Source organism: Amycolatopsis sp. NPDC043889, from assembly GCF_056435645.1.
The window spans coordinates 183,080-207,280 of sequence record NZ_JBWKEC010000012.1; the positions used below are offsets into that span (position 1 = coordinate 183,080).

25 protein-coding genes and 1 pseudogene are annotated in these 24,201 nt (G+C 69.6%); 13 read left to right on the forward strand and 13 right to left on the reverse strand.

From position 1 onward, the window contains the following. Positions 1 to 48 precede the first annotated feature (48 nt). The gene (locus AC0685_RS23205) at positions 49 to 1,299 is read left to right on the forward strand and encodes a PucR family transcriptional regulator (protein WP_478227445.1); all 1,251 of its coding nucleotides are present in this window, start codon (positions 49 to 51) and stop codon (positions 1,297 to 1,299) included. Positions 1,300 to 1,436: 137 nt separating this feature from the next. On the opposite strand, the gene AC0685_RS23210 is transcribed toward AC0685_RS23205, so the two are convergent. Further along, positions 1,437 to 1,754: an effector-associated constant component EACC1 gene (locus AC0685_RS23210; RefSeq protein ID WP_478227446.1), complete on the reverse strand. Its 318-nt coding sequence runs from the start codon at positions 1,752 to 1,754 to the stop codon at positions 1,437 to 1,439. A gap of 96 nt (positions 1,755 to 1,850) precedes the next feature. Between AC0685_RS23210 and AC0685_RS23215 the strand changes: the two genes are divergently transcribed. The 4 genes from AC0685_RS23215 (at position 1,851) to AC0685_RS23230 (ending at position 5,826) form a co-directional block, all read left to right on the forward strand. Next, positions 1,851 to 2,630 carry an isocitrate lyase/PEP mutase family protein gene (locus AC0685_RS23215; protein WP_478227447.1) on the forward strand — a complete coding sequence of 260 codons (780 nt, stop codon included), beginning with the start codon at positions 1,851 to 1,853 and terminating at the stop codon, positions 2,628 to 2,630. Between the two features lie 34 nt (positions 2,631 to 2,664). Further along, positions 2,665 to 3,279, forward strand: a complete 615-nt coding sequence (locus AC0685_RS23220) for a DUF2238 domain-containing protein (protein ID WP_478227448.1) — start codon at positions 2,665 to 2,667, stop codon at positions 3,277 to 3,279. Between the two features lie 97 nt (positions 3,280 to 3,376). After that, complete coding sequence (locus AC0685_RS23225; protein ID WP_478227449.1) at positions 3,377 to 4,798, forward strand: amino acid permease; 1,422 nt, start codon at positions 3,377 to 3,379, stop codon at positions 4,796 to 4,798. A gap of 293 nt (positions 4,799 to 5,091) precedes the next feature. After that, complete coding sequence (locus AC0685_RS23230; RefSeq protein ID WP_478227450.1) at positions 5,092 to 5,826, forward strand: hypothetical protein; 735 nt, start codon at positions 5,092 to 5,094, stop codon at positions 5,824 to 5,826. Between the two features lie 56 nt (positions 5,827 to 5,882). Here AC0685_RS23230 and AC0685_RS23235 read toward each other — a convergent pair whose 3' ends face one another. Next, entirely contained in the window at positions 5,883 to 6,221 is a 339-nt protein-coding gene (locus AC0685_RS23235) for a YybH family protein (RefSeq protein ID WP_340688774.1), read from the reverse strand. Positions 6,222 to 6,298: 77 nt separating this feature from the next. Between AC0685_RS23235 and AC0685_RS23240 the strand changes: the two genes are divergently transcribed. After that, positions 6,299 to 7,285: a helix-turn-helix transcriptional regulator gene (locus AC0685_RS23240; protein WP_478227451.1), complete on the forward strand. Its 987-nt coding sequence runs from the start codon at positions 6,299 to 6,301 to the stop codon at positions 7,283 to 7,285. An 89-nt stretch (positions 7,286 to 7,374) separates the two neighbouring features. Beyond that, on the forward strand, positions 7,375 to 9,765 hold the full coding sequence (locus AC0685_RS23245; protein WP_478227452.1) for a helix-turn-helix domain-containing protein: 2,391 nt from the start codon (positions 7,375 to 7,377) through the stop codon (positions 9,763 to 9,765). A gap of 550 nt (positions 9,766 to 10,315) precedes the next feature. Here the strand turns inward: AC0685_RS23245 and AC0685_RS23250 are convergent. The 4 genes and pseudogenes from AC0685_RS23250 to AC0685_RS23265 form a co-directional block, all read right to left on the reverse strand. After that, positions 10,316 to 10,534: pseudogene (locus tag AC0685_RS23250) on the reverse strand (HNH endonuclease signature motif containing protein); the annotation flags it as partial. A gap of 186 nt (positions 10,535 to 10,720) precedes the next feature. Then, the gene (locus tag AC0685_RS23255) at positions 10,721 to 11,170 is read right to left on the reverse strand and encodes a Dabb family protein (protein WP_478227453.1); all 450 of its coding nucleotides are present in this window, start codon (positions 11,168 to 11,170) and stop codon (positions 10,721 to 10,723) included. A gap of 12 nt (positions 11,171 to 11,182) precedes the next feature. Beyond that, positions 11,183 to 12,031 carry an SDR family oxidoreductase gene (locus AC0685_RS23260; RefSeq protein ID WP_478227454.1) on the reverse strand — a complete coding sequence of 283 codons (849 nt, stop codon included), beginning with the start codon at positions 12,029 to 12,031 and terminating at the stop codon, positions 11,183 to 11,185. 26 nt (positions 12,032 to 12,057) lie between these two features. Then, complete coding sequence (locus tag AC0685_RS23265; protein ID WP_478227455.1) at positions 12,058 to 13,431, reverse strand: MFS transporter; 1,374 nt, start codon at positions 13,429 to 13,431, stop codon at positions 12,058 to 12,060. 76 nt (positions 13,432 to 13,507) lie between these two features. On the opposite strand from AC0685_RS23265, the gene AC0685_RS23270 reads away from it, so the two are divergent. Continuing rightward, entirely contained in the window at positions 13,508 to 16,204 is a 2,697-nt protein-coding gene (locus AC0685_RS23270) for an AAA family ATPase (RefSeq protein WP_478227456.1), read from the forward strand. Here the strand turns inward: AC0685_RS23270 and AC0685_RS23275 are convergent. Both AC0685_RS23275 and AC0685_RS23280 read right to left on the reverse strand, forming a co-directional pair. Continuing rightward, positions 16,194 to 16,364: a hypothetical protein gene (locus tag AC0685_RS23275; protein WP_478227457.1), complete on the reverse strand. Its 171-nt coding sequence runs from the start codon at positions 16,362 to 16,364 to the stop codon at positions 16,194 to 16,196. The genes AC0685_RS23270 and AC0685_RS23275 overlap by 11 nt on opposite strands. Before the next feature lie 3 nt (positions 16,365 to 16,367). Continuing rightward, complete coding sequence (locus AC0685_RS23280) at positions 16,368 to 17,225, reverse strand: FG-GAP repeat domain-containing protein (RefSeq protein WP_478227458.1); 858 nt, start codon at positions 17,223 to 17,225, stop codon at positions 16,368 to 16,370. A gap of 118 nt (positions 17,226 to 17,343) precedes the next feature. Here AC0685_RS23280 and AC0685_RS23285 point away from each other — a divergent pair, with 118 nt between their 5' ends. The 4 genes from AC0685_RS23285 to AC0685_RS23300 all read left to right on the forward strand — a co-directional run bounded on the left by AC0685_RS23285 (position 17,344) and on the right by AC0685_RS23300 (position 19,307). Continuing rightward, complete coding sequence (locus AC0685_RS23285) at positions 17,344 to 17,994, forward strand: helix-turn-helix domain-containing protein (protein WP_478227484.1); 651 nt, start codon at positions 17,344 to 17,346, stop codon at positions 17,992 to 17,994. Positions 17,995 to 18,168: 174 nt separating this feature from the next. Continuing rightward, entirely contained in the window at positions 18,169 to 18,435 is a 267-nt protein-coding gene (locus tag AC0685_RS23290) for a hypothetical protein (RefSeq protein WP_478227459.1), read from the forward strand. Positions 18,436 to 18,446: 11 nt separating this feature from the next. Further along, complete coding sequence (locus AC0685_RS23295) at positions 18,447 to 19,070, forward strand: phosphotransferase (RefSeq protein ID WP_478227460.1); 624 nt, start codon at positions 18,447 to 18,449, stop codon at positions 19,068 to 19,070. 30 nt (positions 19,071 to 19,100) lie between these two features. Continuing rightward, entirely contained in the window at positions 19,101 to 19,307 is a 207-nt protein-coding gene (locus AC0685_RS23300; RefSeq protein WP_478227461.1) for a hypothetical protein, read from the forward strand. Here AC0685_RS23300 and AC0685_RS23305 read toward each other — a convergent pair. The 5 genes from AC0685_RS23305 to AC0685_RS23325 all read right to left on the reverse strand — a co-directional run bounded on the left by AC0685_RS23305 (position 19,294) and on the right by AC0685_RS23325 (position 23,339). Next, positions 19,294 to 19,605, reverse strand: coding sequence for a hypothetical protein (locus AC0685_RS23305; protein WP_478227462.1), 312 nt, complete (start codon positions 19,603 to 19,605; stop codon positions 19,294 to 19,296). The genes AC0685_RS23300 and AC0685_RS23305 overlap by 14 nt on opposite strands. A gap of 53 nt (positions 19,606 to 19,658) precedes the next feature. Then, on the reverse strand, positions 19,659 to 20,345 hold the full coding sequence (locus AC0685_RS23310; RefSeq protein ID WP_478227463.1) for a hypothetical protein: 687 nt from the start codon (positions 20,343 to 20,345) through the stop codon (positions 19,659 to 19,661). Between the two features lie 131 nt (positions 20,346 to 20,476). Then, on the reverse strand, positions 20,477 to 21,151 hold the full coding sequence (locus AC0685_RS23315) for a response regulator transcription factor (protein WP_340684095.1): 675 nt from the start codon (positions 21,149 to 21,151) through the stop codon (positions 20,477 to 20,479). Beyond that, complete coding sequence (locus AC0685_RS23320) at positions 21,130 to 22,236, reverse strand: hypothetical protein (protein ID WP_478227464.1); 1,107 nt, start codon at positions 22,234 to 22,236, stop codon at positions 21,130 to 21,132. The genes AC0685_RS23315 and AC0685_RS23320 overlap by 22 nt, the downstream gene beginning before the upstream one ends. Further along, positions 22,233 to 23,339: a sensor histidine kinase gene (locus tag AC0685_RS23325; protein ID WP_478227465.1), complete on the reverse strand. Its 1,107-nt coding sequence runs from the start codon at positions 23,337 to 23,339 to the stop codon at positions 22,233 to 22,235. The genes AC0685_RS23320 and AC0685_RS23325 overlap by 4 nt, the downstream gene beginning before the upstream one ends. 376 nt (positions 23,340 to 23,715) lie before the next feature. On the opposite strand from AC0685_RS23325, the gene AC0685_RS23330 reads away from it, so the two are divergent. Continuing rightward, positions 23,716 to 24,201 (forward strand): TetR/AcrR family transcriptional regulator (locus AC0685_RS23330; RefSeq protein ID WP_478227466.1); only part of this gene is annotated, 486 nt, incomplete at its 3' end.

Here is a 24,201-nt window from a genome sequence, read left to right on the forward strand (position 1 = left end):
GCAGGTGGGGAATTGCGCTAGCACTATCTGCACCATCATGATGGACCTATGGTGCAAAGTGCCGCATCGCCATGGCCGACCCTGTCGCCCGAGGCGCGTGACCTCTTCCGGCGGGGCGCGGAGATCGTGCTGCATCCGCGTGCCGAATGGATCGAGGAGCTGCACGAGGCCTCGCTCGGCGGGGGCAGTATGCGCGCGGTCGCCGAGGACCCCGTGCTCACCGAGGGGACCAAACGCGCCAATCTGGCGAATCTGCTGCACTGGGCGGCCGCCAACGTGCAGCGCCCCGGTGAACGCGTCGCCGCCAACCTGAACCGGGAAGTGCTCGACGGCGCTCGCGACATGGTGCGGCGCGGCTTCGACTCCGGCGGCCTCGACGCCTACCGGCGGGCGCAGGGGGTGGCCTGGCGCCGGTGGATCGAGATCTGTTTCGACCTCACGTCGGACCCGGTCCTGCTCCGCGAACTGCTGGACGTCTCGTCGTTGTCGATCACCACGTTCATCGAGGACACCGTCGCCGCCGTGTCCGAACGGATGGCCGCCGAACGCTCGGAACTGACCCGCGGCGCCCACGCCGAGCGGCGGGCCACGGTCACCCTGCTGCTGGAAGGCGCGCCCATCAGCCGCTCGCGGGCCGAGGCCCAGCTCGGCTACCCGCTCGCCGGACCGCATACGGCCGCGATCGTCTGGAGCGGCTCGGCGACACCGTCGTCCCAGCAGCTCGAAACCGCCGCGGAAACGCTCATGCGGGCGAGCGGCGCTTCACACCGGCTGACCGTCGTCGCCAGCGCCGCCGCCCTGTGGGTCTGGCTGCCCGGCCGGACCCCGCCGCGCGCGGACCGGCTCGCCGAAGACCTCGCGCCGCACCCCGACGTCCGGGTCGCGCTGGGACGGCCCGGCAGCGGGATCGACGGATTCCGCCGCAGCCATCTGGACGCCGCCGCCACCCAGCGGATGCTCGCCCGGCTCACCTCGCCACAGCAGATCGCGCGGTACCAGGACATCCAGCTGCTCGCCCTGCTCACCGGCGATCCGGCGCAGGCGGGCGAATTCATCGCCGACACCCTCGGCGAACTCCGGCACGCCGACGCCGAGACCCGGGAGACGGTGCGGGCCTACGTGCACGAACTGGGCAACACGACACGGACCGCGGAACGGCTCTACACCCACCGGAACACCGTCGTCCGGCGGCTGGCACGGGCCGACGAACTGCTCCCCCGGCCGCTGGCGGAGAACGCGGTTGACGTGGCCGTCGCACTGGAAACGTTGCGGTGGCTGGGAAGCGGCGCGGGGTCGTAAGGCGAAGGTGCGGCCGTCGGTGGCCGTTCGGTCCAGGTGGTCGTGAGTGGCGTTTCGGGTTAGAACCCGAAACGCCACTCACGACCACCTGCGGGCGCACTCACCGGAGCCCTTGGTGTCGCGCGGTCCGACTCCCCTCACCACGAAAGCGGCAGGTCCAGGTTCCGGAGCATGGCGCGCTGTTCGGCGGTCAGCTCCCTCTCGACCGTGATGGTGAACGGGGGCGTTTCCTTGCGGAAGCGGAGGAAGTCGCTCCAGGCGATGCCCAGATTCGCCAGCCCGGTCAGCGAGCCGATGGACAGGCAGATGACCTCGAAGACCCCCATCTCCCCTGTGCTCCGCGAGCCCGCGAGGCTGTTCGTCGCGGACCGCGTCACGCCGACGTCGTCGCGGAGCCAGCTGTAGAACTCGGTCAGCGCTTGTTCGTCGCCGGCGGCGTTGATCGTCAGCTCCACGGGACCTCCCTCGAAGTGCTATCCCTACCAGTCGCCGCTCCGGCCCGGCGTGTAACAGGAATCGGCGCCGCCGGGCGAAACCTCTACATTGAAGGCATGGTTTCCATCGCCGAGAAGGCCACCCGGCTGCAGGAATTGCACGCCGCCCCCGAACTGCTGCTCGTCGTCAACGTGTGGGACGCGATCACCGCGAAGGTCGTCGCCGAAACCCCTGGTACACAAGCTCTCGCCACCCCGAGCCACGGTATCGCCGCCGCCCGCGGCTACCCCGACGGCGAGGTGATCCCCCGCGACGAGATGATCGCCGAGGTCGCCCTGATCGTCCGGGTGGCGGGCGACCTGCCGGTCACAGCGGACCTGGAAGCGGGTTACGGCGACCCGGGCGGCACGGTCGCCCGCGCGATCGAGGCGGGCGCGGCCGGCTGCAACCTCGAAGACCAGATGAAACCGCTGGACGAGTCGGTCAAGGCCGTCGAGGCCGCGGTCGCCGCCGCCCAGTCCGCCGGGATCGACTTCGTGCTCAACGCCCGCACCGACGCCTTCCTCCGGGCGGGCGACCGTGACCCCGAGGAGGTGCTGGCCGACGCGATCACCCGGGGCCGCGCGTACCTGGACGCCGGCGCGTCGAACGTCTTCGTGCCCGGCAAGCTCGACGAGACCCAGGTCGGCAGGCTGGTCGAGGCGCTGGGCGAGCGCAAGGTGAACCTGATCGGCGTCCCGGGCTCGATCCCGCTGGCCACCGCGCAGAAGCTCGGCGTCTCCCGGGTGTCCTACGGGCCGTTCAGCCAGAACGTCGCGCTCACCGCGCTCGCGAAGCTCGCCGAGGACGTCTATGCCGGCGGCGGCCTGCCCGCCGACATGCGCAAGCTGAACTGAGCGAGCCGGGGCCCGTCACAGTAGGGTCCCACGCATGGTGCGCGGAGTCGGCCGGACGGAAGGCATCCTGCTGGCCGGCTCCGTGGTCGTCGTGCTCGTGGTGACCGGTGTCCTGGCCAGGTCCCCCGGCACCTGGCTGCTGGAAGTCGTCTGGGTGCTGATCGGGCTGCCGCTGGTGGTGGCCCTGCGCAAGCGCTTTCCCTTGACCCGCTTGCTGTGCTGGCTACTGGTGCTGCACGCGATCGTGCTGTGTTACGGCGGGCAGTACACCTACGCGGAGACCCCGGCCGGGGAATGGGTGCAGGGGCTGATGGACACTCAGCGGAACAACTACGACCGGTTCGCCCACGTCGTCCAGGGTTTCGTCCCGGCGATCGCCGTGCGCGAGGTGCTGCTGCGCCGGACCCCGCTGCGGCCCGGCGCCTGGGTCGCGTTCCTGACCGTCAGCGTCTGCGTGACGATCGCCGCCGGTTTCGAGTTCGTGGAATGGTTCAGCGCGATGGTCGCCGGTGCGGGCGCGGACGATTTCCTCGGCACCCAGGGAGATGTCTGGGACACGCAGTGGGACATGTTCCTCTGCCTGTGCGGCGCGGTGCTCTCCCTGCTGATCTGGCGCAGGGTGCACGATCGGCAACTTTCGGGTGCTTGAGCGTCGCCGGTACCATTCAACGAATCGCCTGTAATCCAGGTAACCCGGCAACGATCTCCTGTTCTGCGTGTCCGGCACGGCAGATACGGTCCTCGGCATGACTCTGCGAGCCGCGGCGGTGCGGCGGAAACCGGTCGCCGATCTGATCGCCGACAGTGATCACGGCACGCTGAAGCGATCCCTCGGCCTTGGGCAGCTGACCATGCTCAGCATCGGCGCGACGCTGGGCAGCGGGATCTTCGTCGTGCTCGGCGAAGCGGTCCCCGTGGCGGGCCCCGCGGTCGTGCTGTCGTTCGTGCTCGCCGGCATCACCGCGCTGTTCTCGGCGCTTTCCTACGCCGAGCTCGCCGGAATGATCCCGGTGTCCGGTTCGTCCTACTCCTACGCGTACGCCACGCTCGGCGAGCTGGTCGCCTGGGTCTGCGGCTGGTGCCTGGTGCTCGAGTACGGCGTCTCGGTGGCGTCGGTGGCCGTCGGCTGGGGGCAGTACCTCAACGAACTGCTGCGGCTGACGTTCGGTTTCGCCATCCCCGACGCGTTCAGCCAGCCCCCGGGCTCGGGCGGGATCGTCAACGTCCCGGCCATCCTCGTCGTGCTGCTCGCCATGTTCCTGTTGCTGTCCGGCGCGAAGGAGAGCGCGCGGGCCAACGCGATCATGGTCGTGATCAAGGTCGGCACGCTGGTGCTGTTCTGTGCGATCGCGTTCTCGGCGGTGCGGGCGGCGAACTTCACCCCGTTCCTGCCGCTCGGCCTGGCCGGACTGAGCGCCGGTGCCGCGAAGCTCTTCTTCTCCTACATCGGCTTCGACGCGGCGTCGACCGCGGGCGAGGAGGCGAAGAACCCGCAGCGGGACCTGCCGAGGGCGATCCTGCTCTCGCTCGCCATCGTCACCGTGCTGTACTGCCTTGTCGCCGTGGCCGCGGTCGGCGCGTTGCCGTGGCAGGACTTCGACGGCCAGGAGGCCGCACTCTCGCACGTGCTCGGCGCCGTGTCCGACAATCCGCTGTGGGCCGGGCTGCTCGCCGTCGGCGCGATCGTGGCGATCTCCAGTGTCGTGCTGACCGTCCTCTACGGACAGACGCGCATCCTCTTCTCGATGTCCCGCGACGGACTGGTGCCCGCCTCCCTGTCCAAAGTGGATCCCAAGACTGGCACGCCCCGGATCAACACCCTGGTGGTCTCCGGCTTCGTCGCGGCGCTGGCCGCGTTCATCCCACTCGGGAAACTGGCCGACGCCACCAGTATCGGCACCCTGTTCGCCTTCGGGCTGGTGAACGTCGCCGTCCTGCTGCTGCGAAAGCGGCAACCGGAGGCCCCGCGTTCGTTCCGCGTGCCGTTCTCCCCCGTGACGCCGGTCCTCGGGGTGCTGTGCTGCGGCTACATGATGCTCAGCCTCGACGGCGAGACCTGGATCGTCTTCGCCGGCTGGATGGCGCTCGGCCTGCTCATCTACTTCGGTTACAGCATGCGCCGATCCCGGCTGGCCGCGGATTCGCCCGTTCGCCGCCATAATTCCTAGCCTGTACAGCCGCAGTCCGGGCCTGATCATTGAATGACGGTGATCGGTGGGGGACACTTCCGTCCGACCCACGGAAAACCCTACCGTGAACCGAGGTCCTTATGCGCCGATATGGCATTACCGTGCTGACCGCGTGCCTCGCCCTGTCCCTCACCCCATTCCCCGTCTCCGCTCAAGAGACGGCGACCGCCCGAGCCCCCTTCTGTTATGAAGAACCCGTACAACCGAAAGCCGATGTAAGTGACATAAAGGCCGGTTTCCAGTCCACGAAGTGGCTGCAGACGATCCAAGCCGTGTACAAGCGGCGCTGGCCGAGCGGCGAAGGCCTCGCGATCGCCCAGGCCAAGGACAAGTACTTCAGCCAGTTCGTCAACAAGACCAGCTTTAACGCGCTCGCGGAGTCCCTGATGGTGGCGATCCACGAAGAGACCCACATGTGGGACCTGGATCCTTCGAGAACATCGTGGGACGTGTACGTCTCGGCGTGGATCGACGCTTCCCGCAAGGCGATGAAGGTCCCGATCCACGGCGGATTCCCCCGTCGCGAAATCCTGCCGCTGATCACGGATGATCTCACGCGTTCGATGGACGACATCTACCTGCGGGATCAGCAGCAGGGCTCGTATCGGATCCAAGGAGTCATCGCGGAACTCAACGCCGGGCTCATGGGATTGCCCGCGGCGACGGTCGTCGCGGAGTACATCCAGGGCGTGGGCGCGAGCAATTCGCGGGACATCGCGGCGACGAACCTGCGCTACCTTCAGCTCTACCTTCGCGTCGCCAAGACCGAACATCCCGATTACTGGGCCAAGATCAAGGCCCAGCCCGAATTGCGCGAATTGGTACTCATCGAATTCCTCCGTACCGCCTACTGGCTGGATCAATCCGCGCCCCACGCCGCCAAACTCGGCAGCGCGGACGTGGCCAAGATCGTCGCCAAGAACTATGCCCCGGAGAACATCGCGATCATCGAGGAGTTCACCGGAGCCAAGGTGAACACGGGTTCGGCCAGGAACTGCACACTCTGACGCCGCGCACGGCTCGCCGGTGACGGACCCGGGTCCGTCACCGGCGAGCCGTCCCGTCACGGCACGAACACCGGCTGGTCCAGCACCCAGAGCCAGGACCCGTCCGGCTGACGGCGGGCGACCTCGATGGTCGCCTCACCGGTGGTCAGCGTGGACGCCGTGAGCGCCAGGTCGCCGCCCACCAGCGCCGGATGCTGCCTGCCCGGCAGGAGTTCCGGCGCGGCCGCGACGAACTCCTCGTACACCTTGCGGATCTCCGCGTGCCCCGTCGCGATGTTGCCCGGCGGGAACGCCAGTACGGCGCCCGGTTCGTACAACGCCACCAGTCCGTCGACATCGCCCGCGTTGCCTCGCTCGATGAACAACTTGCCCAGATCGTTCGGCTCGGTGGCCACAGTCCTGCTTGTCATGAGGGTGAGCCTCGCAGCCAATCACGACATCCTGTGTCGTGTATTCCGCTAGAGTTCCGGCCATGCGCGCCGACCGGCTGGTCTCACTGGTGTTGCTGTTGCGACACCGCGGCCGCCTGTCCGCGACCACGCTCGCGCGCGAACTGGAGGTCTCCACCCGCACCGTGCTCCGTGACATCGAGGCGCTGTCGGCGGCAGGTGTCCCGGTGTACGCCGAACGCGGCAGGCACGGCGGTTTCGGATTGCTGCCCGGTTTCCGGACCGAACTCACCGGGCTGAACCACGACGAGGCGCTCGCGCTGCTGATCGCCGGATCACGGCGCGGCGCTCAGGCGTTCGGCCTCGGCTCGGCACTCGCGTCGGCCATGCTCAAGGTGGTCGACGCGCTGCCGGAAGGCCAGCGGGACACCGCGGCGGGCGCGGCCCGGCGCCTGCTCATCGACCCGGAGACCGATCTGCTCTCGCGCCGGGTGCCCGCCGAGGAGGTGCCGGACGCCGTCGTCTCCGAGGTCCGGCGCGCGGTGTTCGCGGGACACAAACTGCGTATCCACTACGCGGCCGAGGGCCGGGCACCGCGGTGGCGCACGGTGGATCCGATCGGTCTGGTCACCGTCCGGGATCGGGGATATCTGCTGGCCACGAGGTCCGGTGAGGACCGCACCTACCGGCTGTCCCGGGTGCGGGCCGCCGAGGAGCTCCCCGAACCCGCGCAACGCCCGGACCGGGTGGACCTGGACCGGACCTGGCAGGAACGCGGCACACGGTTCCGGAGCGGCGGGGACCAGGTCGCCGTGTCGGTGCTGGTGGATCCGGTGCGGCGGGACGAACTGGTGGGCACCGCGCTGGCCGTACTCACGGAAGAAGCCGCCGAGGACGGCCGTCTGCGCATGGAGGTGACCTTCCAGGACGCGCGTCACGCCGAATGGGCGTTGTGGCAACTCGCCACGGACGCGGAGGCCCTTGAGCCGCCTTGGTTACGCGCCTCCTTGCGGGACCGGGCCGAGGCGATCACCAGCCGTTATGGCGGCGGTCGAGGCCGGCCTGACTGACCACAGTGGACAGTCGAGGACGGGATCCGCGCGTGCTTTTGAGACCAACGTCAAGTTGAGCCCGCCGGCCGGGACGGGATAATCCGGCCATGACGAACGCCGCCCTGGGAAAGGCAGCCACGACGTTCAAGGTGCTGCTGAAGGGTTATCGCGTCCGAGCCGGCCTCACGCAGGAGGAACTCGCCGAGGGGTCCGGGGTGAGTGTCCGCGCCATCAGCGACATGGAGCGCGGGATCGCCAAAAGCCCGCAACGCCGGACGATCGAAGCGCTCGCCGCGCCACTGTCCTTGACCGACGAAGAGCTGACGGGCCTGCAGAAGGTCGCGCGGCAGGGCCGCGCCCCCGCGCCCGCACCCGCCGGGATCACCGGCGCGCACCTGATCGGCATCCTGCCGGCGGACGTCGACGACCTCACCGGCCGCGAAGGCGATCTCGACGCGTTGTGCGCCCTTTCCGCGGATCTGGGCGGCGGTCGCCGCAGGTCCGGGCGGGTCGCGATCCTGAGCGGACCTCCCGGGACCGGCAAGACCACCCTCGCGGTCCGCGTGGCGCACAACCTCGCCGCGGAGTTCCCCGGCGGCAGGCTTTTCCTGAAGCTGCGCGGGATGTCCGCCGAGCAGGCGAACCCGGCGGACGTGCTGCATCTGATCCTGCGCTCGCTGGGCGTCGACGCCGTCCGCATCCCGGCCGATCAGGAGGACCGGATGAGCCTGTGCCGCTCCCTCCTGCACGACCGGGCCACCCTGATCGTCCTCGACGACGCGGCCGACGAGGCTCAGGTCCGGCCGCTGCTGGTCGGCGGGCCGCGGTGTCTCACCCTGGTCACCAGCCGTCAGATGCTGGTGGGGCTGGAAGGCGCGAACAGGCTCGCCCTCGACGTGTTCGGCGAGGACGACGCGGTCGCCCTGCTGTCGACCATCATCGGGGCGGACAGGGTCGCGAGGGAGCCACGGGAGGCACTCGAACTGGTCGATCTGTGCGGGCGGCTGCCGCTGGCGCTGCGGATCGCGGGCAACCGGCTGGCGAGCCGCCCGACCTGGCCGCTGTCGCGTCTGGTGGATCAGCTCCGGGACCGCGGCAGACGGCTGACCACGCTGACCGCCGGCGATCTCGACGTGCGCAGCGTCTTCGAACTGTCGTACCGCCAGCTCAGCCCGAACGCCGCCGCGGTGTTCCGGCGGCTGTCTCTCGTCCCGGCCGCGGACTTTTCGGTGGGGGCCGCGATGACGCTCATCGAAGCGGCCGACGAGGACGACGCCGCCGTGTTCCTGGAGGAACTGACCGACGCGAGCCTGCTGCAGACGTCGCAGGAGAACGGCCGGTACCAGTTCCACGACCTCCTGCGGGTCTTCGCGGCCGAACGGCTGTCCCGCGAGGAGGCCCCCGAGGTCGTCGAAGCGGCGGAAACCCGGCTGGCCGATTGGCTGGTGCGCACCGCGACGGCGGCGGGCCGCTACTTCCACCCGACCGACGGAGTCAGCCCCCTCCCGGTCGCGACGCCGTCGTTCGGCGACCATTCCGGAGCGGGCAGGTGGCTCGAGGTCGAACTGAAGAACTGGCACGCCGCGGTCAAAAGCGTCGCCTCACGCGGTGACCACCGGCCGGTGCTCGACCTGGCCGAGTCCATGCACTGGTACTCGGAGATCGGCGGGACCGCGAGTACCTGGTACGACGTGTTCGAACTCGCCGTGAACGCGGCCATCGCGCTCGGCAGCGACCGGGAGGAAGCGGTCCACCGGAACTATCTGTCCTGGGTGCAGGCCTCGCTGTGCGATCAGGCGGAAGAAGCCGTCCGGACGGCCCGGCTGGCCTGGGACGCCGCGGTCAAGGCGGGCGACCGGCGCGAACAGGGCTGGGCGCGGGTGTACCTGACGAGCGCGCATGCCCGCGAGACGTCGCCCGAACTCTTCGACGAGGCGGTGCGCCTGTTCGAGGAGGCGGGCTATCCGCTCGGGGTCCATGTGGCACGGACGATGCGGGCCTCGTACCGGTACCGGGAGGGCCGGTTCGACGAGGCCGCCGAAGAGTTCGACGCCTGCGTCCGCTACTTCGCGCCGGAACACGGTGGCTCGCGTACTCCGGTGGACGACACCAACTACGCGTACGTGCTGTTGCGTTCGGCCCAGAACCTGGCCGCGCTCGACGCTGCCGATCGGGCACTCACCCAGTGCGAGACGGCACTCGGCCTGTTCCGTCGTCACGGCGCGGCCATGGGCCAGGCCCGCGCGCTGCAGGAGACCGGACGCTTCATGCGACGCCAGGGCGACCACGCGAACGCGCGCCGCCGGTTGTCCGAGGCCGAGGAACTCTACGAACGCATCGGACTGACACAGGCTCAGATCGACACGCTCAACGAAAGGGCGGCGTTGTCCGAGGAGATGGACGACCCGGCATCGGCCCGCGCGGACAGGGAGCGCGCGCGGGGTCTCCGTGACCGGCTCGGTCGTTCCGAAGCGGTCAAACCGAACTACGGTTCCTAGCTGACGTTGGTCCGCCGGCACGCCGAGGCCGGCTCGGGATGGGGCGCACCGGCCGATCGCCGGTATCCCGTCGACCTCGGCGTGCGCGGGGACGTCGCGGACGACCCGGTCCAGGCGCGGGGTCCGGCGGCCGAAGCCCCAGCCTGGGTTTCGTTGTCCAGGACCGGTTCGCCGGAGGGTTCCGGTTCGAAGCCCGGTGGCTGTGTCCGGGTGGCCATCGGCTTCGTGTCGCCGCTGAACAACTGGCACAAACCCAGGCCGGTAGGACATCCGGGTCCATGCAGCCTTACCGGTAGAACGGGGCGTCGATTTCTGCTGGTTGCCTCGTCTTGCTCTCGCCGGTTCCGGAGTTGGCGCGGCCGCTCGGCCCTGGGCCTGTGGGCACCTGATGGTGAGCCGGGAGTCCTTTATGGACTTCAGGATCGAGCGTGGCAGGTAGTGAAGGCCTCCTTCACTACCCTGAGGGTAGGCAAGGAGGCCTTCACGGAGCGTCGGGACGTGGACATGCCGAGGGGCCCGTCGCCGGTGTGACTGGCGGGCTCTTCGGGGTTCAGCGGTGGTGCGGGGTGTTGTGTCGGGGTTGTCGGAGCGGATCTCGGTATTGGGGTGGGATGAATTCCGGTAGCCTGTCGGCTGTCATGCGGGCTTGCCAGTCGCCGTGGTGGATCAGCCGGTGATGGAAACCGCACAGCAGCACCAGATTCCGAAGATCCGTCGGGCCACCATCTTCCCAATGGTGAATGTGATGAGCGTGGCAGCGCTTCGGCTTCCACAGTTCCTGCGGCAACTCGGGAAGGAAAGTCTCGGACACCCCTCAACGATACCGCAAAACAATCGAACAAGCGTTCGCAATTTTAAGCAACAAGCGAAACGCGCGAACAACACTGAAGGGTGAACCGGCCACCGAGCTGCATCACCTAGAGCAAGGCGGCCGAAAACCCTCGCACTTAGTCGACTAATTTCGAAGAGAACCACCGGAAGGGGTAGTCGGTGGCCCATGCCTGCCAGGTGCGGCACTGCCGCTGTACTCCTTGAGATCGGCGACCAGTCCCGCCACATCGGGCACGTTCTCGAACCGGCGCCGGTGCACGTCGGCGATCTTCGCGCCGATCTCCGAATCCGGGTCGTCGGTGATGTCGTGGGACACGAACGTGTCGATCAGCGGAAGTCCGGACCGGTCCATTTCGAGATGCGCCGGATGATTCACGTATTCCTCGTAAGCCTCGATGTCTTCGAGCACCGTGACGGCGCCGTAATCGAATTCACCGCCGAAGTCAGGGCTGACGGCACGTGATTTGATAGCGGGAATGGTGTGGATGTGCTCGCCCATCCGCGCGAGCCCCGCGGCCTTTTCCTCCTCGGAGACGCCTGCCTTGAGCGTGAACCGGACGCAGTGGTAGATCATCGGGGTTCCCTTTCACACAGACAGGAAATCGGCGGCGTGGTCGCGGGCGAAGTCGGCGACGTCGCGCGCGCGTTTTCCGGTCAGGTCGGTGACGGCCGTGTGCACTTCGGCGGCTTCGCCCCTGGCGTAGTGCGCGTAGTCCTCGATGAGACCGTCGATCTGCCACGGCGGGAGCAACCCGGTCAGCGCCGCGGCGAACTGGTCGGCGGAGGTGTCGTGGAAGGTGACGTTCCGCCCCATGGCGGCCGAGAGCGCCTGGGCGATCTCGCCGTGGGTCACCGCACGCGGTCCGGTCAGCGTGTAGGTCCGGCCGGCGTGCCCCGTACCGGTCAGCACGGCCGCGGCGGCGTCCGCGATGTCCCTGGTGTCCACGGCGCTGACGGCGGCGTCGCCGATGGGTGCGGCGAAGGATCCCTGCGCGATGGTGCCGGCGAAGGCGAGCAACGCCTGCAAATAGAGATTGGGACGCAGCACGGTGTGCTCGATCCCGAGTGATCGGACGTGCGCCTCGACTTCGGCGTGCCAGCGCAGGAACCGCACCGGTGAGTCGGCGCGCGCCGCGTACTGCGAGAGCAGCACGAGCCGGTTCACACCCGCCTCCCGGGCGAGGTCGGCGAACCGGATCTGGAGCGAGGCGGCGTCGGGAGCGGAAGGGCTGTTGAGGAACGCCGCGTCGACGCCTTTCAGTGCCGCGGCGACCGCTTCCGGGTCACGCAGGTCGGCGACGACGGTCTCGGCGCCGGGAACGGAACGACCGGGGTCCCGGGTCATCGCGCGGACGGCGACGCCGCGGGCTCGCAGGGCGGGGATCAGGGCGGTTCCGATGGTTCCGGTCGCGCCGGTCACCACTACAGTGTCCATTGTGGAATATCCTTTCTCGACAAAGTTCAGTTACGGGTTCTGGTTGCGGAGACGAGTGACACCGCGAGGGCGATGACGACGAGCACGGCTTCACCGAGGAACGCGGTCGTGAACGAGATTTCCCCGTGCGTCCCCGCGGCGCCGATGGCGATTCCGGCGAGCGCGGCCAGCCCGACCGCGCCGCCCAGTTGCTGCGCGGCGTTCACCAGGCCGCTGAGCAGACCCGACTCGCCGTCCGCGCTGTCGCGGACCGCCATCGCGGTGGCGTTGACGGCACCAAGGCCGAGCCCGGTGCCGATCAGCAGGAACGCGCCCAGCAGGCTGACGGAGAAGCCGCTGGTCGTCGGATCCCCTGCCAGCCAAAGGAATCCCGCGAGCAGGACGGCGAGGGCGGACGGCAGCGCGCGGGCGAGCCCGATCCGTTTCGCCAGTATCGGCGCGAGCACACTGCCCACGATGATCATGACGGCGAGCGGGAGCTGGGCCATGCCGGTCGCCAGCGGGCTCATCCCGAGTACGTCCTGCTGGTACTGGGGCAGGAAGAAGAACAGGCTGGTCAGGGTTCCGCCGATCAGCACCATCACCAGGTTCGCGGTGACCACCGGCTTCCGGCGGAACACGCCCAGCGGGACCAGTGGGCGCGAGGAACGCCGCTCGACGAACACGAACGCCGTCAGGGAAACGAGTCCCGCCACGAGACCGGCGACCGTGCCGGGCGCGGTCCAGCCGGCGTCGGAAGCCGAGACCATGCCCAGCGCGACCCCGGAGATCCCGAGGGTGATCGTGACGGCGCCCAGGGCGTCGAACCGGCCCGGCCTGCCGGGCACCGGCGGCACGGCGCGCCACACGACGATCGCCCCGACGGCGCCGAACGGCACCGGGGTCACGAACACCGCCTGCCAGCCGAGCAGTTCGGTCAGCGTTCCGCCGAGGAAGACGCCGACGAGACTGCCCGCCCCCGCGACCGCGCCCCAGATCCCCATCGCGCGCGTGCGTTCCGCGGGCGACGAGTAGAGGCCGAGGACGAGTGAGAGCGCGGCGGGCATCAGGACCGCCGCCCCGATTCCCTGCCCGATCCGCCCGGCGATCAGCAGCCCGCCGCTGGTGGCGAGCGCGCAGAAGGCCGACGCCGCGAGATAGACGGCCATTCCGGCCAGGAACACCCTCCTGGCCCCGAGCACGTCGGCGAGACGGCCACCGAGCAGCAGCAGGCCCGCGAACGTCACCAGGTAGCTGTCCACGACCACCGTGAGTTCGGCGGCGCTGAGCGCCAGGCCCTGCCGGATCGTGGACCCGGCGAGGTTCACCATGGCGGCGTCGAGGATGACCAGGAACATGGCGCTCGCCAGGCCGAGCATCGCCACCCCGCGTGAGATCCGTTTCGTCGCTCGTACTGTCATGCCGCCACGATCGCGCGGGAACCCGTCCGTTCGCGTCGGCGACAATCACCTACTTCGCCTCGCTAGGGTTCAGACCATGCCCACGACGTCCCCCCGTTCGCTCGTCGGCAGACGAGCCGAGATCGATCGCCTCCTCGCCCTCCTCCACGCGGCGGGCCGGGGCGAGGGCGGGGTGCTCGTCCTCCGTGGTGAGCCGGGGATCGGCAAGAGCGCGCTGCTGGACCACGTCGCACGAGCGACGGCGGAGGAGTTCCGGCTCATCCGCGCGTCCGGGTCGGAATTCGAGGGTGAACTGCCGTTCGCGGCACTGCATCAGCTGTGTGTTCCGGTGCTGGCGCATCTCGACACGCTGTCGGCTCCCTACCGCGAATCCCTCCTCGTCGCTTTCGGCCTTGCCGACGGGGCGCCGGATCCGTTCCGGGTCGGTCTCGCCGCGCTCGAACTGCTGGCGACCGCCGCGGGGACGCGTCCGGTGCTGTGCGTGGTCGACGACGCGCACTGGCTGGACACGGCGTCGGCGAGGGCGTTGACGTTCTTGGCGAGGCGGATCGCGGCCGAACCGATCGCGATGGTGTTCGCCGCCCGTGACCAGGATCCGGTTCGCGGGCTGGACGAATTGCCGGGGCTGACGGTCGGCGGTTTGAGCGATACGCAGGCGCGTGCCTTGCTGGCCGGGGAAAAGACCGTGACGCTGGACGAACGCGTGCGCGATCGCCTGCTCGCCGAGGCACGCGGCAACCCGCTCGCGCTCATCGAGCTGCCGAAGGCGGGTGGTTTCGCGCCACCGGCTCCGTCGCCGATCGCGAGCCGGATCGAGCGGAGTTTCCGGGCGAGAATGGCGGAACTGCCCGCGGACGCGCGGCGGCTGCTGACCCTCGCGAGCGCCGATCCCACCGGCGATCCCGGCCTGCTGTGGGCGGCCGCGCGGCGGCTGGACATCGACGTTCCCGCCGCGAGCGCCGAGGCCGAGGCGTCCGGGCTGATCCGGTTCGACACGCGGGCGCGCTTCTGCCATCCGCTGGCGCGTTCCGCCGCGTACCGCGCGGCCGAACCGGGGCAGCGCCACACGGCCCATCGGGCGCTGGCCGAAGTCACCGACCCGGAAACCGCCGGAGACCGGCGGGCCTGGCACCGGGCCCAGGCCACCACCGGGCCGGACGAACAGGTCGCGGCGGAGCTGGAATTGTCGGCGTCGCGTGCGCAGGCGCGCGGAGGTGTGGCGGCCGCGGCCGCGTTCCTCGAACGTGCGGCGGCGCTTTCACTCGACCTCGTCAAAAAGACGGAGCGGACACTCGCGGCCGCGCGGACCACGCTGGAGGCGGGCGCGACGGACGCGGCGGCGGATCTGCTGGCCAGCGTCGACACCGAGACCTTGGATGTTCCCCAGCACGCCTCGGTCGACCTGCTTCGCGGGCAGATCGCTTTCGTCCAAGGCGCGGAGGGGGCCGTCCGGGGGCCGGAACTCATCCTGCGGGCAGCGGAGCGCCTCGCCGCCGTCGATCCGGAGCGGTCACGCGAGTTCTTCGTCGCGGCACTGGAAATGGGGCTCGTGGTCGGACGGGCCGCGGGAGTCCTGGACCGGGTTCTCGACGCGGCCCGCACGGCGCCTCCCGCCTCAGGACCGCCGGATCTCCTCGACGCGCTGGTGCGGTTGACCACCGAAGGACACCATTCCGGTGTGCCGGCGCTTCGCCGGGTTCTCACCGGCGACGATGCCGGCTGGACCAGGACACCGGCCCTGGCCACCGTGCTCGCGGGCGAACTGTGGGACATCGGCCTGCACGCGACGATCGTCGGCTGGCTGGTGCGCACCGGCCGGGACACCGGATCGCCGATGACCATCCGGCTCGGCCTGTCCCAGGTCGCGTCGCACGCGGTGCTCACCGGGAACTTCGGGCGGGCGATGGCCGCGATCGCCGAAGAGGAGGCGATCGCGGACGCCGTCGGCGATCCGCCGCAGCTGTACCCACGCGTGCACTTGGCGGCGATGCGCGGCCGCCGCCGGGAAGTGCTCGACCTGTTCGCCGAAGCGACGACCCGCGGCAACGGGCAGCTGACCGCGAACGCCCACTGGGCGACGGCCGTGCTGTACAACGGGCTCGCCGACTACCCGGCCGCGCTGGACGCGGCGACCCGGGCCGTGGCGAGCGGCGACCTTTTCCTCACCGGCATCGCGCTGCCCGAACTCGTGGAAGCCGCGGTGCGGTGCGGGAAGGACTCCGTCGCCCGATCGGCGCTGGACTCCTTGACCGCCCGCACCGAGCCCGCGGGAACCGCCTTCGCCCTCGGAATCGCGGCGGGCGCGCGGGCCATGGTCAGCGACGAGGAACCCGACCACCTGGAGGCACTCCGGTACCTGGCGGACGACCCGCTCGCGGTGCATCTCGCGCGGGCGCGGCTGCGGTACGGCGAGTGGCTGCGCCGCGCGGGCCGCCGCCGCGAGGCGCGCGAAAACCTTCGCGCCGCGCACGAACAGCTGTCGCGGATCGGACTGGAGGCGTTCACCCGGCGGGCGGCCGACGAGCTGCGCGCGACCGGGGAGGTCGCCCGCAGCCGCTCCGGGCATTCCTACGACCACCTGACCATGCAGGAGACGCATATCGCGCGCCAGGTCGCGGCAGGCGCGACCTCGAAGGAAGTGGCCACCCGCCTGTTCCTCAGCCCCCGCACGGTGGACGCCCACCTCCGCAACATCTTCCGCAAGCTCGGCATCACGTCGCGCAGGCAGCTGAGAGACATGCCCGATCTCCGCGACGCGGAACTCAGTTCTTGACCGGATACGCCAACGGCTCTCCGTTTCCGCCCGCGGCGATGCCGGCGTACTTGCTCACGAGGGCAGGCTGCGCGACGGAAAGTGGCTGCTCGTCAGGGGGGTAGCCGCCCGCGTCCGGTCCTCCGCCTTCCGCGAACGGAAGACGGAGGTTCCCGTTCACGGCTCAGACCGGGGTGTCGCCCGATGTCCCCCACTGGGTGGTGAACAGGCCATGGCCGTACCAGGTCCCGTTCGACGGCCGCCACACCACGAAGTCCGCCCGCGGGTCGCCGCCGAAATTGCCCGCCATGGGCACGTCGCCCGCCACACCCCATTGCTGGGTCGCGATACCGAGCACGTACCAGACGCCGTTACCCGGCCGCCAAACGGCGAAATCGGCGCGCCCGTCCGCATTGAAATCGCCGGCCACCGGAATATCGCCCGCGACACCCCATTGCTGGGTCGCGATTCCCCGCACGTACCAGACGCCGTCGCTCGGGCGCCAAACCGTGAAGTCCGCGCGCCCGTCGGCGTTGAAATCGCCGGCGACCGGAACATCACCGGCGACACCCCATTGCACCGTGGCGATACCGAGCACGTACCAGGTGCCATTACTCGGCCGCCACACCGCGAAATCGGAGCGGCCGTCACCATTGAAGTCGCCGGTCAGCGGAACGTCGCCGGACACGCCCCACTGCTGGGTCACCACCGCGCCGGTGCTGCTCTGGATGATGTACCAAATACCGTTGCTCGGCCGCCACACGGCGAAGTCGGCCCGATGGTCGCCGTCGTAGTCCGCGGCCACCGGCACGTCGCCCGAGACACCCCACTGCTGGGTCACGACACTGCCGTTGCTGCTGCGGATCACGTACCAGACACCGTTACCCGGCCGCCAAACCGCCTTGTCGGCGAACCCGTCGCCATCGAAATCCGCGGCGGGCTTCTGAGACGCCGGCGAGGCGGCGATACCGATATCGTCCGCGCCCGCGGCCGGTGGCATTACGAGCAGGCCCGCGAGCAGACCCGCCAATGCCGTACCCATCCGAATGGATCTTCGCATTTTGCCGGTACCTCTTTCCGTTCGGTTGACGTGCTCTTCCCAGCCCGCGCTTTTTGACCGAAGATACGGACCGGGGCAGTTCCAGCCTGACACCGGCGGCATGGCCTTGTCAGCAAGGATTCCGTCCAGCGGACCGCGCGAGGGGATTTCAGTGGAGACCAAGAGAAGAGCCAGAAGCGTCCTCGAAGGCGCCTTCACCCTATTGGATGCCTTGGTACGACATCAAGGTGAAGCAGGATTGACCCAGCTGGCCAATTCCTGTTCGATACCGAAATCGACGGCTTACCGATTACTCGAGCAATTGACCGCACTGGAGGTTGTCCAGCGCAACGAAAACCGCTATCGCGTCGGCGCGCAGGCATTCCGGCTCGGCCAATCGTGGCAGCCCTATCCGCGGCTGCTGGAACTCGCGCGCGGCGAGCTCCGGCGCCTGGCCGCGGCCACCCGAGCCAGTTCGGTACTCGCCGTACCCTGTGACGGCCGCATCCTGATCGCCGCCGCCAGCCTCACCCGGCCGGAGGACGGCGTCCTTCTCCGGCCCGGATCGACCGTGCCCCAGCGCACCGGCCGCTTCTGCCCCACCTGGCAAGCGGAACACGAACTCGTCGCCGTCGAAGCGTCCGTCAGGCTGCCGACCGGCCGGACGGTCGGCTCGATCGCGACCGTGCTCACGCTGCCGCAGTCACCCGTCACGATGTCCGACACCGTCGCCCGCGCCGCCCGCACCCTCGGCTCGGCGCTGGCGGACTGAGCGACGTGTGCGGTCTCGCGCTACGGTCCCCTCGTGAGCCCTGCCGATGCCCGCGAAGCCCTCCTGTTCCACTCCGGCGCGCACCCGGATGTGGACGATCCGCGGTGGCGGACAGGGTTTCTCGGGTCTTTGCGACCCTTCAGTGGGTTGCGCGAGGAGAATTATCATGAGGTGATGGCCGCGTTGCGCGCTCTCACCGAACAGCTGCAGGCCGACTCGGTGCCGCGTGAAGTCGTTTCCGCCGTGGTCGGGATCTGCCACTTCGCGCGGGCCTGGGGCGTCGCGCCCGACGGCATGCTCCGCGGGAACGGCCTGATCGACGACGAGGACGCGGCTCGCCTCGATGAGTGGATCTGGACCATCTCCTACGCGCTGTCGATGATCTTGGACGGCGACGCGGCGGAGGCCTTCGCCGAGTACGACCATGAACGTCTCCGGTAGGTGACGGATACGTGACAGGGGGCGATCTGCCGGACTGGCTGCCCGGGTGGTGTGTGGATCACCTGGGCGACAAGCCGGTCGCCGTGCTGTTCGAGGCACGGTCGATCTCGGCGGTGTTCGGGCTGCGGTTGGCCGACCGGGGATTTCCGTGCGCCCGGCCGATCACGCCCGCGACGGGCGTCGGGACGCTGGCCGTGCACGCCGAGGAATCCAGGCCCGGCGGTGAACTGCTGCGCGGCGACTCACCGGACGTCGCCGCGCGCTACGCGGCGGTGTTCGCCCGGCTGATGACCGGACTGGCCGACGTGACCGTCCCGCCGCCACTGCCGAATCCCCGCTGGATACGGTGGGACCACACGGATCCCGGGTTGTGGCCGTCCATCGGGGACCTCGATCGGCGGGACCAGGACGCCGTGCCCGCGTACGTCGTCGAAGCGGCCGAACGGATCCGCGAACGGCTGCTCTCCGCCGACCTGCCCCGCGTACTCGGCCACGCCGACTTCGAAGCGCAGAACCTCCGCTGGCGCGACGGCCGCATCTGGGCCGTGCACGACTGGGACAGCCTGGCGTGGCAGCCGGAGGCCGCACTGGCGGGAGCGGCGAGCGCGGTCTTTCCCAAGACCGGGCCCGCCTGACTGCCGCCGATCGAAAGCTCCGAGGCGTTCTTGTCGGCCTATCAGGACATCCGGGGCCGCCGGTTCACCACCGAGGAGCAGGAGGTCGCGTGGGCGGCGAGCCTGTGGCCGGCGGCCCACGACGTCCGCTGGGAAGTGCTGCACGGCGCTCCCCCGGGTTCGCATGACGTCGTCCGCGCGCAGGTGGCCGAACGTCTGCGCCGGGCGAACACCTGCTGGAAGGTCAGCAGGCCCTGACGATGACCGAGTGCGCCTTGCCGCCGAGGTCGAGGATCGTCACGTCCCGGTTCCCGGCGGGCACGCGGACCTGGTAGGTGCCGGTGTCGACCGGGTAGCCGAAGTAGCTGCCCGAGGGCGCTGACGAGGTGTCCGCGATCATCGAGCCGTTGGTGCGGTGGATCGTGGTGGAGACCACTTTGCCGCAGATGTCGGAAATGTAGATCTTGCCCTTGGTCGCGGCGGAGGCGGAGCCCGCGCCGAGGACCGAAATGACCAGGCCGGCGGTGGCCAGAACGGCGAAAACGCGCCGGCGCACTGTCGGTCGAACGAACCACACCAGCCGTGAAACAGCCCCGGAGGTGACCGCGCTCAGCGCTTCGGCGCCACCTTGCCGATGGCGGCGGTGGCCAGTGCGGTCACCCCGTCCTTGACCGGCGCGCCGTCGGTCTGGTTGGTGTAGTCGACGTGGTACACGATGTTGCGATACCGAGCGGTGACCGCCACCGAGTGGCCGCGTTTCCCTTGCTCGACGAGCAAAGCCTCGTCAGCGTCCTGCACGTTCACCGCGACCCCGTTCCGGACCCGGCGTTTCAGGTGTTCCGTCGCGGCGTCCACCCCGGACTTCGTGCGGGTGGCGTGGTAGACGTAGCTGGTGACGATCACGTGCGCCGCCCGGACCTTGTCCTTGATGAAGGTGTCGGTGTTGTTCCAGGCGCACTGCCCCTGTTCCAGGGAGTCCGAGGTCGAGTTGGCCGATCCCGCCTCGAAATCCGTCCGGCCGGGAATGTAGCGGGCCACCTCGCTCTTGTCGAAGACGGCACAACCGATCGGCGCCTTCGCCACGTCCTGCGAGGCGTCCACGGGCGGTGGCGCGTCGGAGCCGCCTTCCCTGACGAAGATCCAGTACCCGCCGAAAGCCAGCCCGAGCACCATGACGGTGCCCAGCGCCAGCAGCACGATCAGCAGCCCGGTCTTCTTCTTGCGAGGTGGCTGCCGGTGGTACTGCCACCCCGGTTGCGGCACGGGATACGACCCTGGCGGACCGGGCTGGCTCATCGAACTCCCTCGGACGTCTTCCTCGAAGCGGTGCCGCGGGCATCCGGTCCCCTCGACACCGAATGCCCGCGGCGCCCCCTGCTCCGGTGACGCTAGACCGGTCGCGGCTCCCGGGATGTCCGGTGAACGCCTTACATCGAAGCCTCGTTGAGCTCGGCTAGCGTGATGACACCGTCGTCGAGTGCCCTGGTGACGAGCTGGCTCTTGGTACGGGCCTCACGTCCGACGTTCGAGTACTTCACGCGCACCCGGGCGATATGCGTGTCGACGGTCTTGACCGTGATGTGGAGTTTCGCGGCGACGAGTTCCTTTGAGGAGGCGGCGAACCATGCCCGCAGTACCTCGATTTCCCGTGGGGACAGGCGTGGCCTGCCCGGGGAGTCGTCCGCGGCGAGCGCGCCGGACAGCGACGGCGCCGTGTACGTCTGCCCGCCTGCGACGGCCCTGATCGCGGGCACGAGGTGCTCGGGCCCCTCCCGTTTGGTCAGATACGCGAGCGCGCCGAGATCGATGCATTTGATCGCGGTGGCGTTGTCCGCGTGCTGGGAGTACACGACCACGCGGCGGCCGCTCTCGACCAGACGGCGGAGTTCGCCGAAATCCGGTTTGCGGGGCACCAGCTCGAGATCGAAGATCACCACGTCGGCGGCGGCACCGGGGCCGGTCCACACGTCGGAGAGGCGGGCTCCGGCGTCGACGAGACCGATCGGCGGGTCCGCCTGCTCACACCAGTACCGCACACCCGCCGCGATCGCCGCGTGGTCGTCCACGATCACCGCGGTGATCAGCTCTCCACCGGCTGCCATTGTGCCTCCATCCAGACTGTTCCGTCACCGTCGAAGATCTCGATCCGCACGTCCGGTGTCCTCGGCGTGGACGCGATCGGCTCCGCGCAGTCCGCGACCACGTTGACCGACACCGATCCGGGGCTTCCGACCACGGTGACCCGCGCCCAGGATCCGGCCGTCGCCAGCGCGGTGAGCGCGGCATCGGTGAGGTCCCGCCGAACGGCCACGGGTGGCACGGGCCAGTGGCCACGCACGTCCAGATCGACCTCGACGCCTTTGCGGTCGGCGATGTCCGCGCACTGTCTCAGCTCGTGCAGCAGCGGGTTCTCCACCTCGTCGGTTTCGGCGAACAGCCGGCGCATCCGGGCCGCTTCGATCGCGCATCCGCGCTGCACCAGGGGATCCGAGGGCGCGAGCGAACCGTCCGCCAGACCTGTCAGCAACGGTACGGTCGTGTCGGTCAGCTCGGCGAGCCGCTGCTCGCGACGGCTGTGCGCGCCCGCCGCTACGGCCTCCGCGGTGCGCAACCGTTCCAGTTCCCGCGTGGCCTCGGCCGCCCGCGCGCCGATCCGGCCCAGCACGGCCGCGACCACGGCGACGCACAGCGGAAGGCCGATCACCGTCACCGAACCGGTGACGAACCGGGCCAGCACGCTCCGGCTCACGTCCTGGAAAAGCAGCAGGTTCGCCAAGGCGAGCGACTCGTGTGCCACCAGGAAGGCCAGCATCGTCCTCAAGGGACGGTCGAGCAGGACGACGATGCCGACCCAGTTGGCCGCGCCGAACATCCAGTCCACCGTGGTCGCCGTCTTGCCGTCCGGCAAGGTCAGGTACGCAAGCGCGGACGCGGCCAGCACGAGGGCGACGGCGGGCCACCGCGCCACGCCCCACGGCCGCCGCAGTACGACCAGCACCACTTCGACGGCCAGTACCGCGGTCAGCGCGGCCAATGCGGCGAACTGGACGGCGGGCAGTTCGTGGGATTTCAGGCCCCGCACGAGATTACTCGACCCGAGCACGTCAACGGTCAGTATCGCGACGAGCAGCACGGCGATCCGCAGCCCGCGCCTCAGCTGGTCCTGGGTCGCTTCGCCGCCGCTCATGCCGACCACTTCAGCCGGACCACCGTGCCGGCCCCTTCGGCGGAGGTGATCGTCGCCGTGCCACCGACCCGGTTCATCCTGCCGTGCACGGATTCCCGCAACCCGCGTCGCGCCGTCACCCGGTCGCCGGCGAACCCCTTTCCCTCGTCGGAAATCTCGACCGAGAGCGCCTGCGCGTCGCCGCGCAGCCGGACCCGTCCCCGGTCCGTCCCGGCATGGCGGCGCACGTTGTTGAGCGCCTCCCGGACGGCTCCGGCGATCGCACCCGCCACCTCGGACGGCAGCGACAGCCGCGGCGGTACGTCGAGCGCGACGGTCAGGTGGCCGGTGCCGAGGTCCGCGCGGAGCAACTCGACGAGGTCGGCCTCCGGCGATGTCCGCCCGTCGTCGAGGAAACGCAACCGGGCCAGATCGCGGCGTGCCTGCGGGGCCAGCCAATCCGCGTCCGGGGGCACCTGCCCGAGGCCGACCATCAGCAGGGTGGTGGCCGCGGTGTCGTGCAGCGAGTTCGCCAGCTCACGTTCCTCGGCGCGGACCGCTGCCGCCACGGCGGCCTCTCGGCGCACCTGTTCGGCCTCGGCCGCCGTCCGATCGGCGCGTTCGGCCGCGCGGGTGACGAGCACCCAGGCCACCCTGGACATCGCGGCCATCGCCGGCACCCACACCTGCGACGCGCTCAGGGTGAGCCCCGCGGCGGCGAAGACGACGAGCATCCCGCCACCGGCGATCAGCGCCGCGAGGGCACCGGCCGGCAGCGGGGTGTGCCATTGCCAGGTCACGCACGCGAAGACGACCAGGAGCCGGAGCCAGCCCGTGTTGCCGTCCGCCTCGGCGTCGGTCCAGAAGACGGTGAGGCACAAGCTCAGCAGCACCGCCACGTCCACGGCGATCGGGGCCCGCCGCAGCCACCATCCCCGCGCGCAGGTCCAGACCACGGCGACGGCGACCACCACGGCCGTGGCCGCGAATGCGGCGGGTGAGCTCCTGAGCAGGCCGATCGCCGCTATGGGCGGCAAGGTCGCGACCCGCACGACGACGGCATACCGGTGACCGAAACTGGTCAGCAGCCGCCCGGCCTCCCCCGCCACCCGTTCCCTCGCCAACCGTCGAACCCGGCAAACCTCGCGCGGGTGACCATACCGGCCGACGATGTCGGGTGGTGCCGATTCCGGATGACCGGTACGAAGGTCAGCGGCTCACTGACCGTCAGGGGCGGAGAACCCTCCGGTGATTGGTTCGAGCCGTTTCGAGTCGGTCTCGGTCGATCCTGGTTCCCGCCGAAGCAGCTAGTGTTCATGGTCGGCGGTCGGGATGCGGCAAGGCTGGGGCGGCTGGCAGATCCAGTCCGGATTTGCGGGCCGACCGATCATGAGGAGCAGCGGCCGCACGTCGAAGGGCGACCTTGCCAGGGTGTCCGGTGCGGCCGTGCCGGGTCGAGATCGCCTGTGGCGCTGTGTCCCTTTACAGTGGGGTTCCAGCGTGACCGATCTGGCCAGGTGGGGGATGCCGCGTAACCGACGCCCGCAGGACCGGGAAGAGAAGCGTGGTGAAATCGTCGCCGCGGCCACGCGGTTGTTCGTGGAAGAAGGCTACGACCCCACGACGGTGGCGCGGATCGGGCGTGAGGCGGGGGTGACCTCCAACACCGTCTACTGGTACTTCAAGGACGAGGTACTGGTCGCTGTGCTGGACGCGCTGTTCGCGCAGTTCCTGGCCGGCGTGGCGGAACGCTCGGCCGAACCGCCGGTCGAGCAGTCGTTGTGGGCAGTCAGCGAGTTGCGGCGGGTCGATCGGCTGATCACGACGGTGCACGCCAGGGTCGCGGCATCGGAGTCACTGCGGGTATGGCACGACGGCTTCCACGCACAGAAGGACGAGGTACTGGTCGCTGTGCTGGACGCGCTGTTCGCGCAGTTCCTGGCCGGCGTGGCGGAACGCTCGGCCGAACCGCCGGTCGAGCAGTCG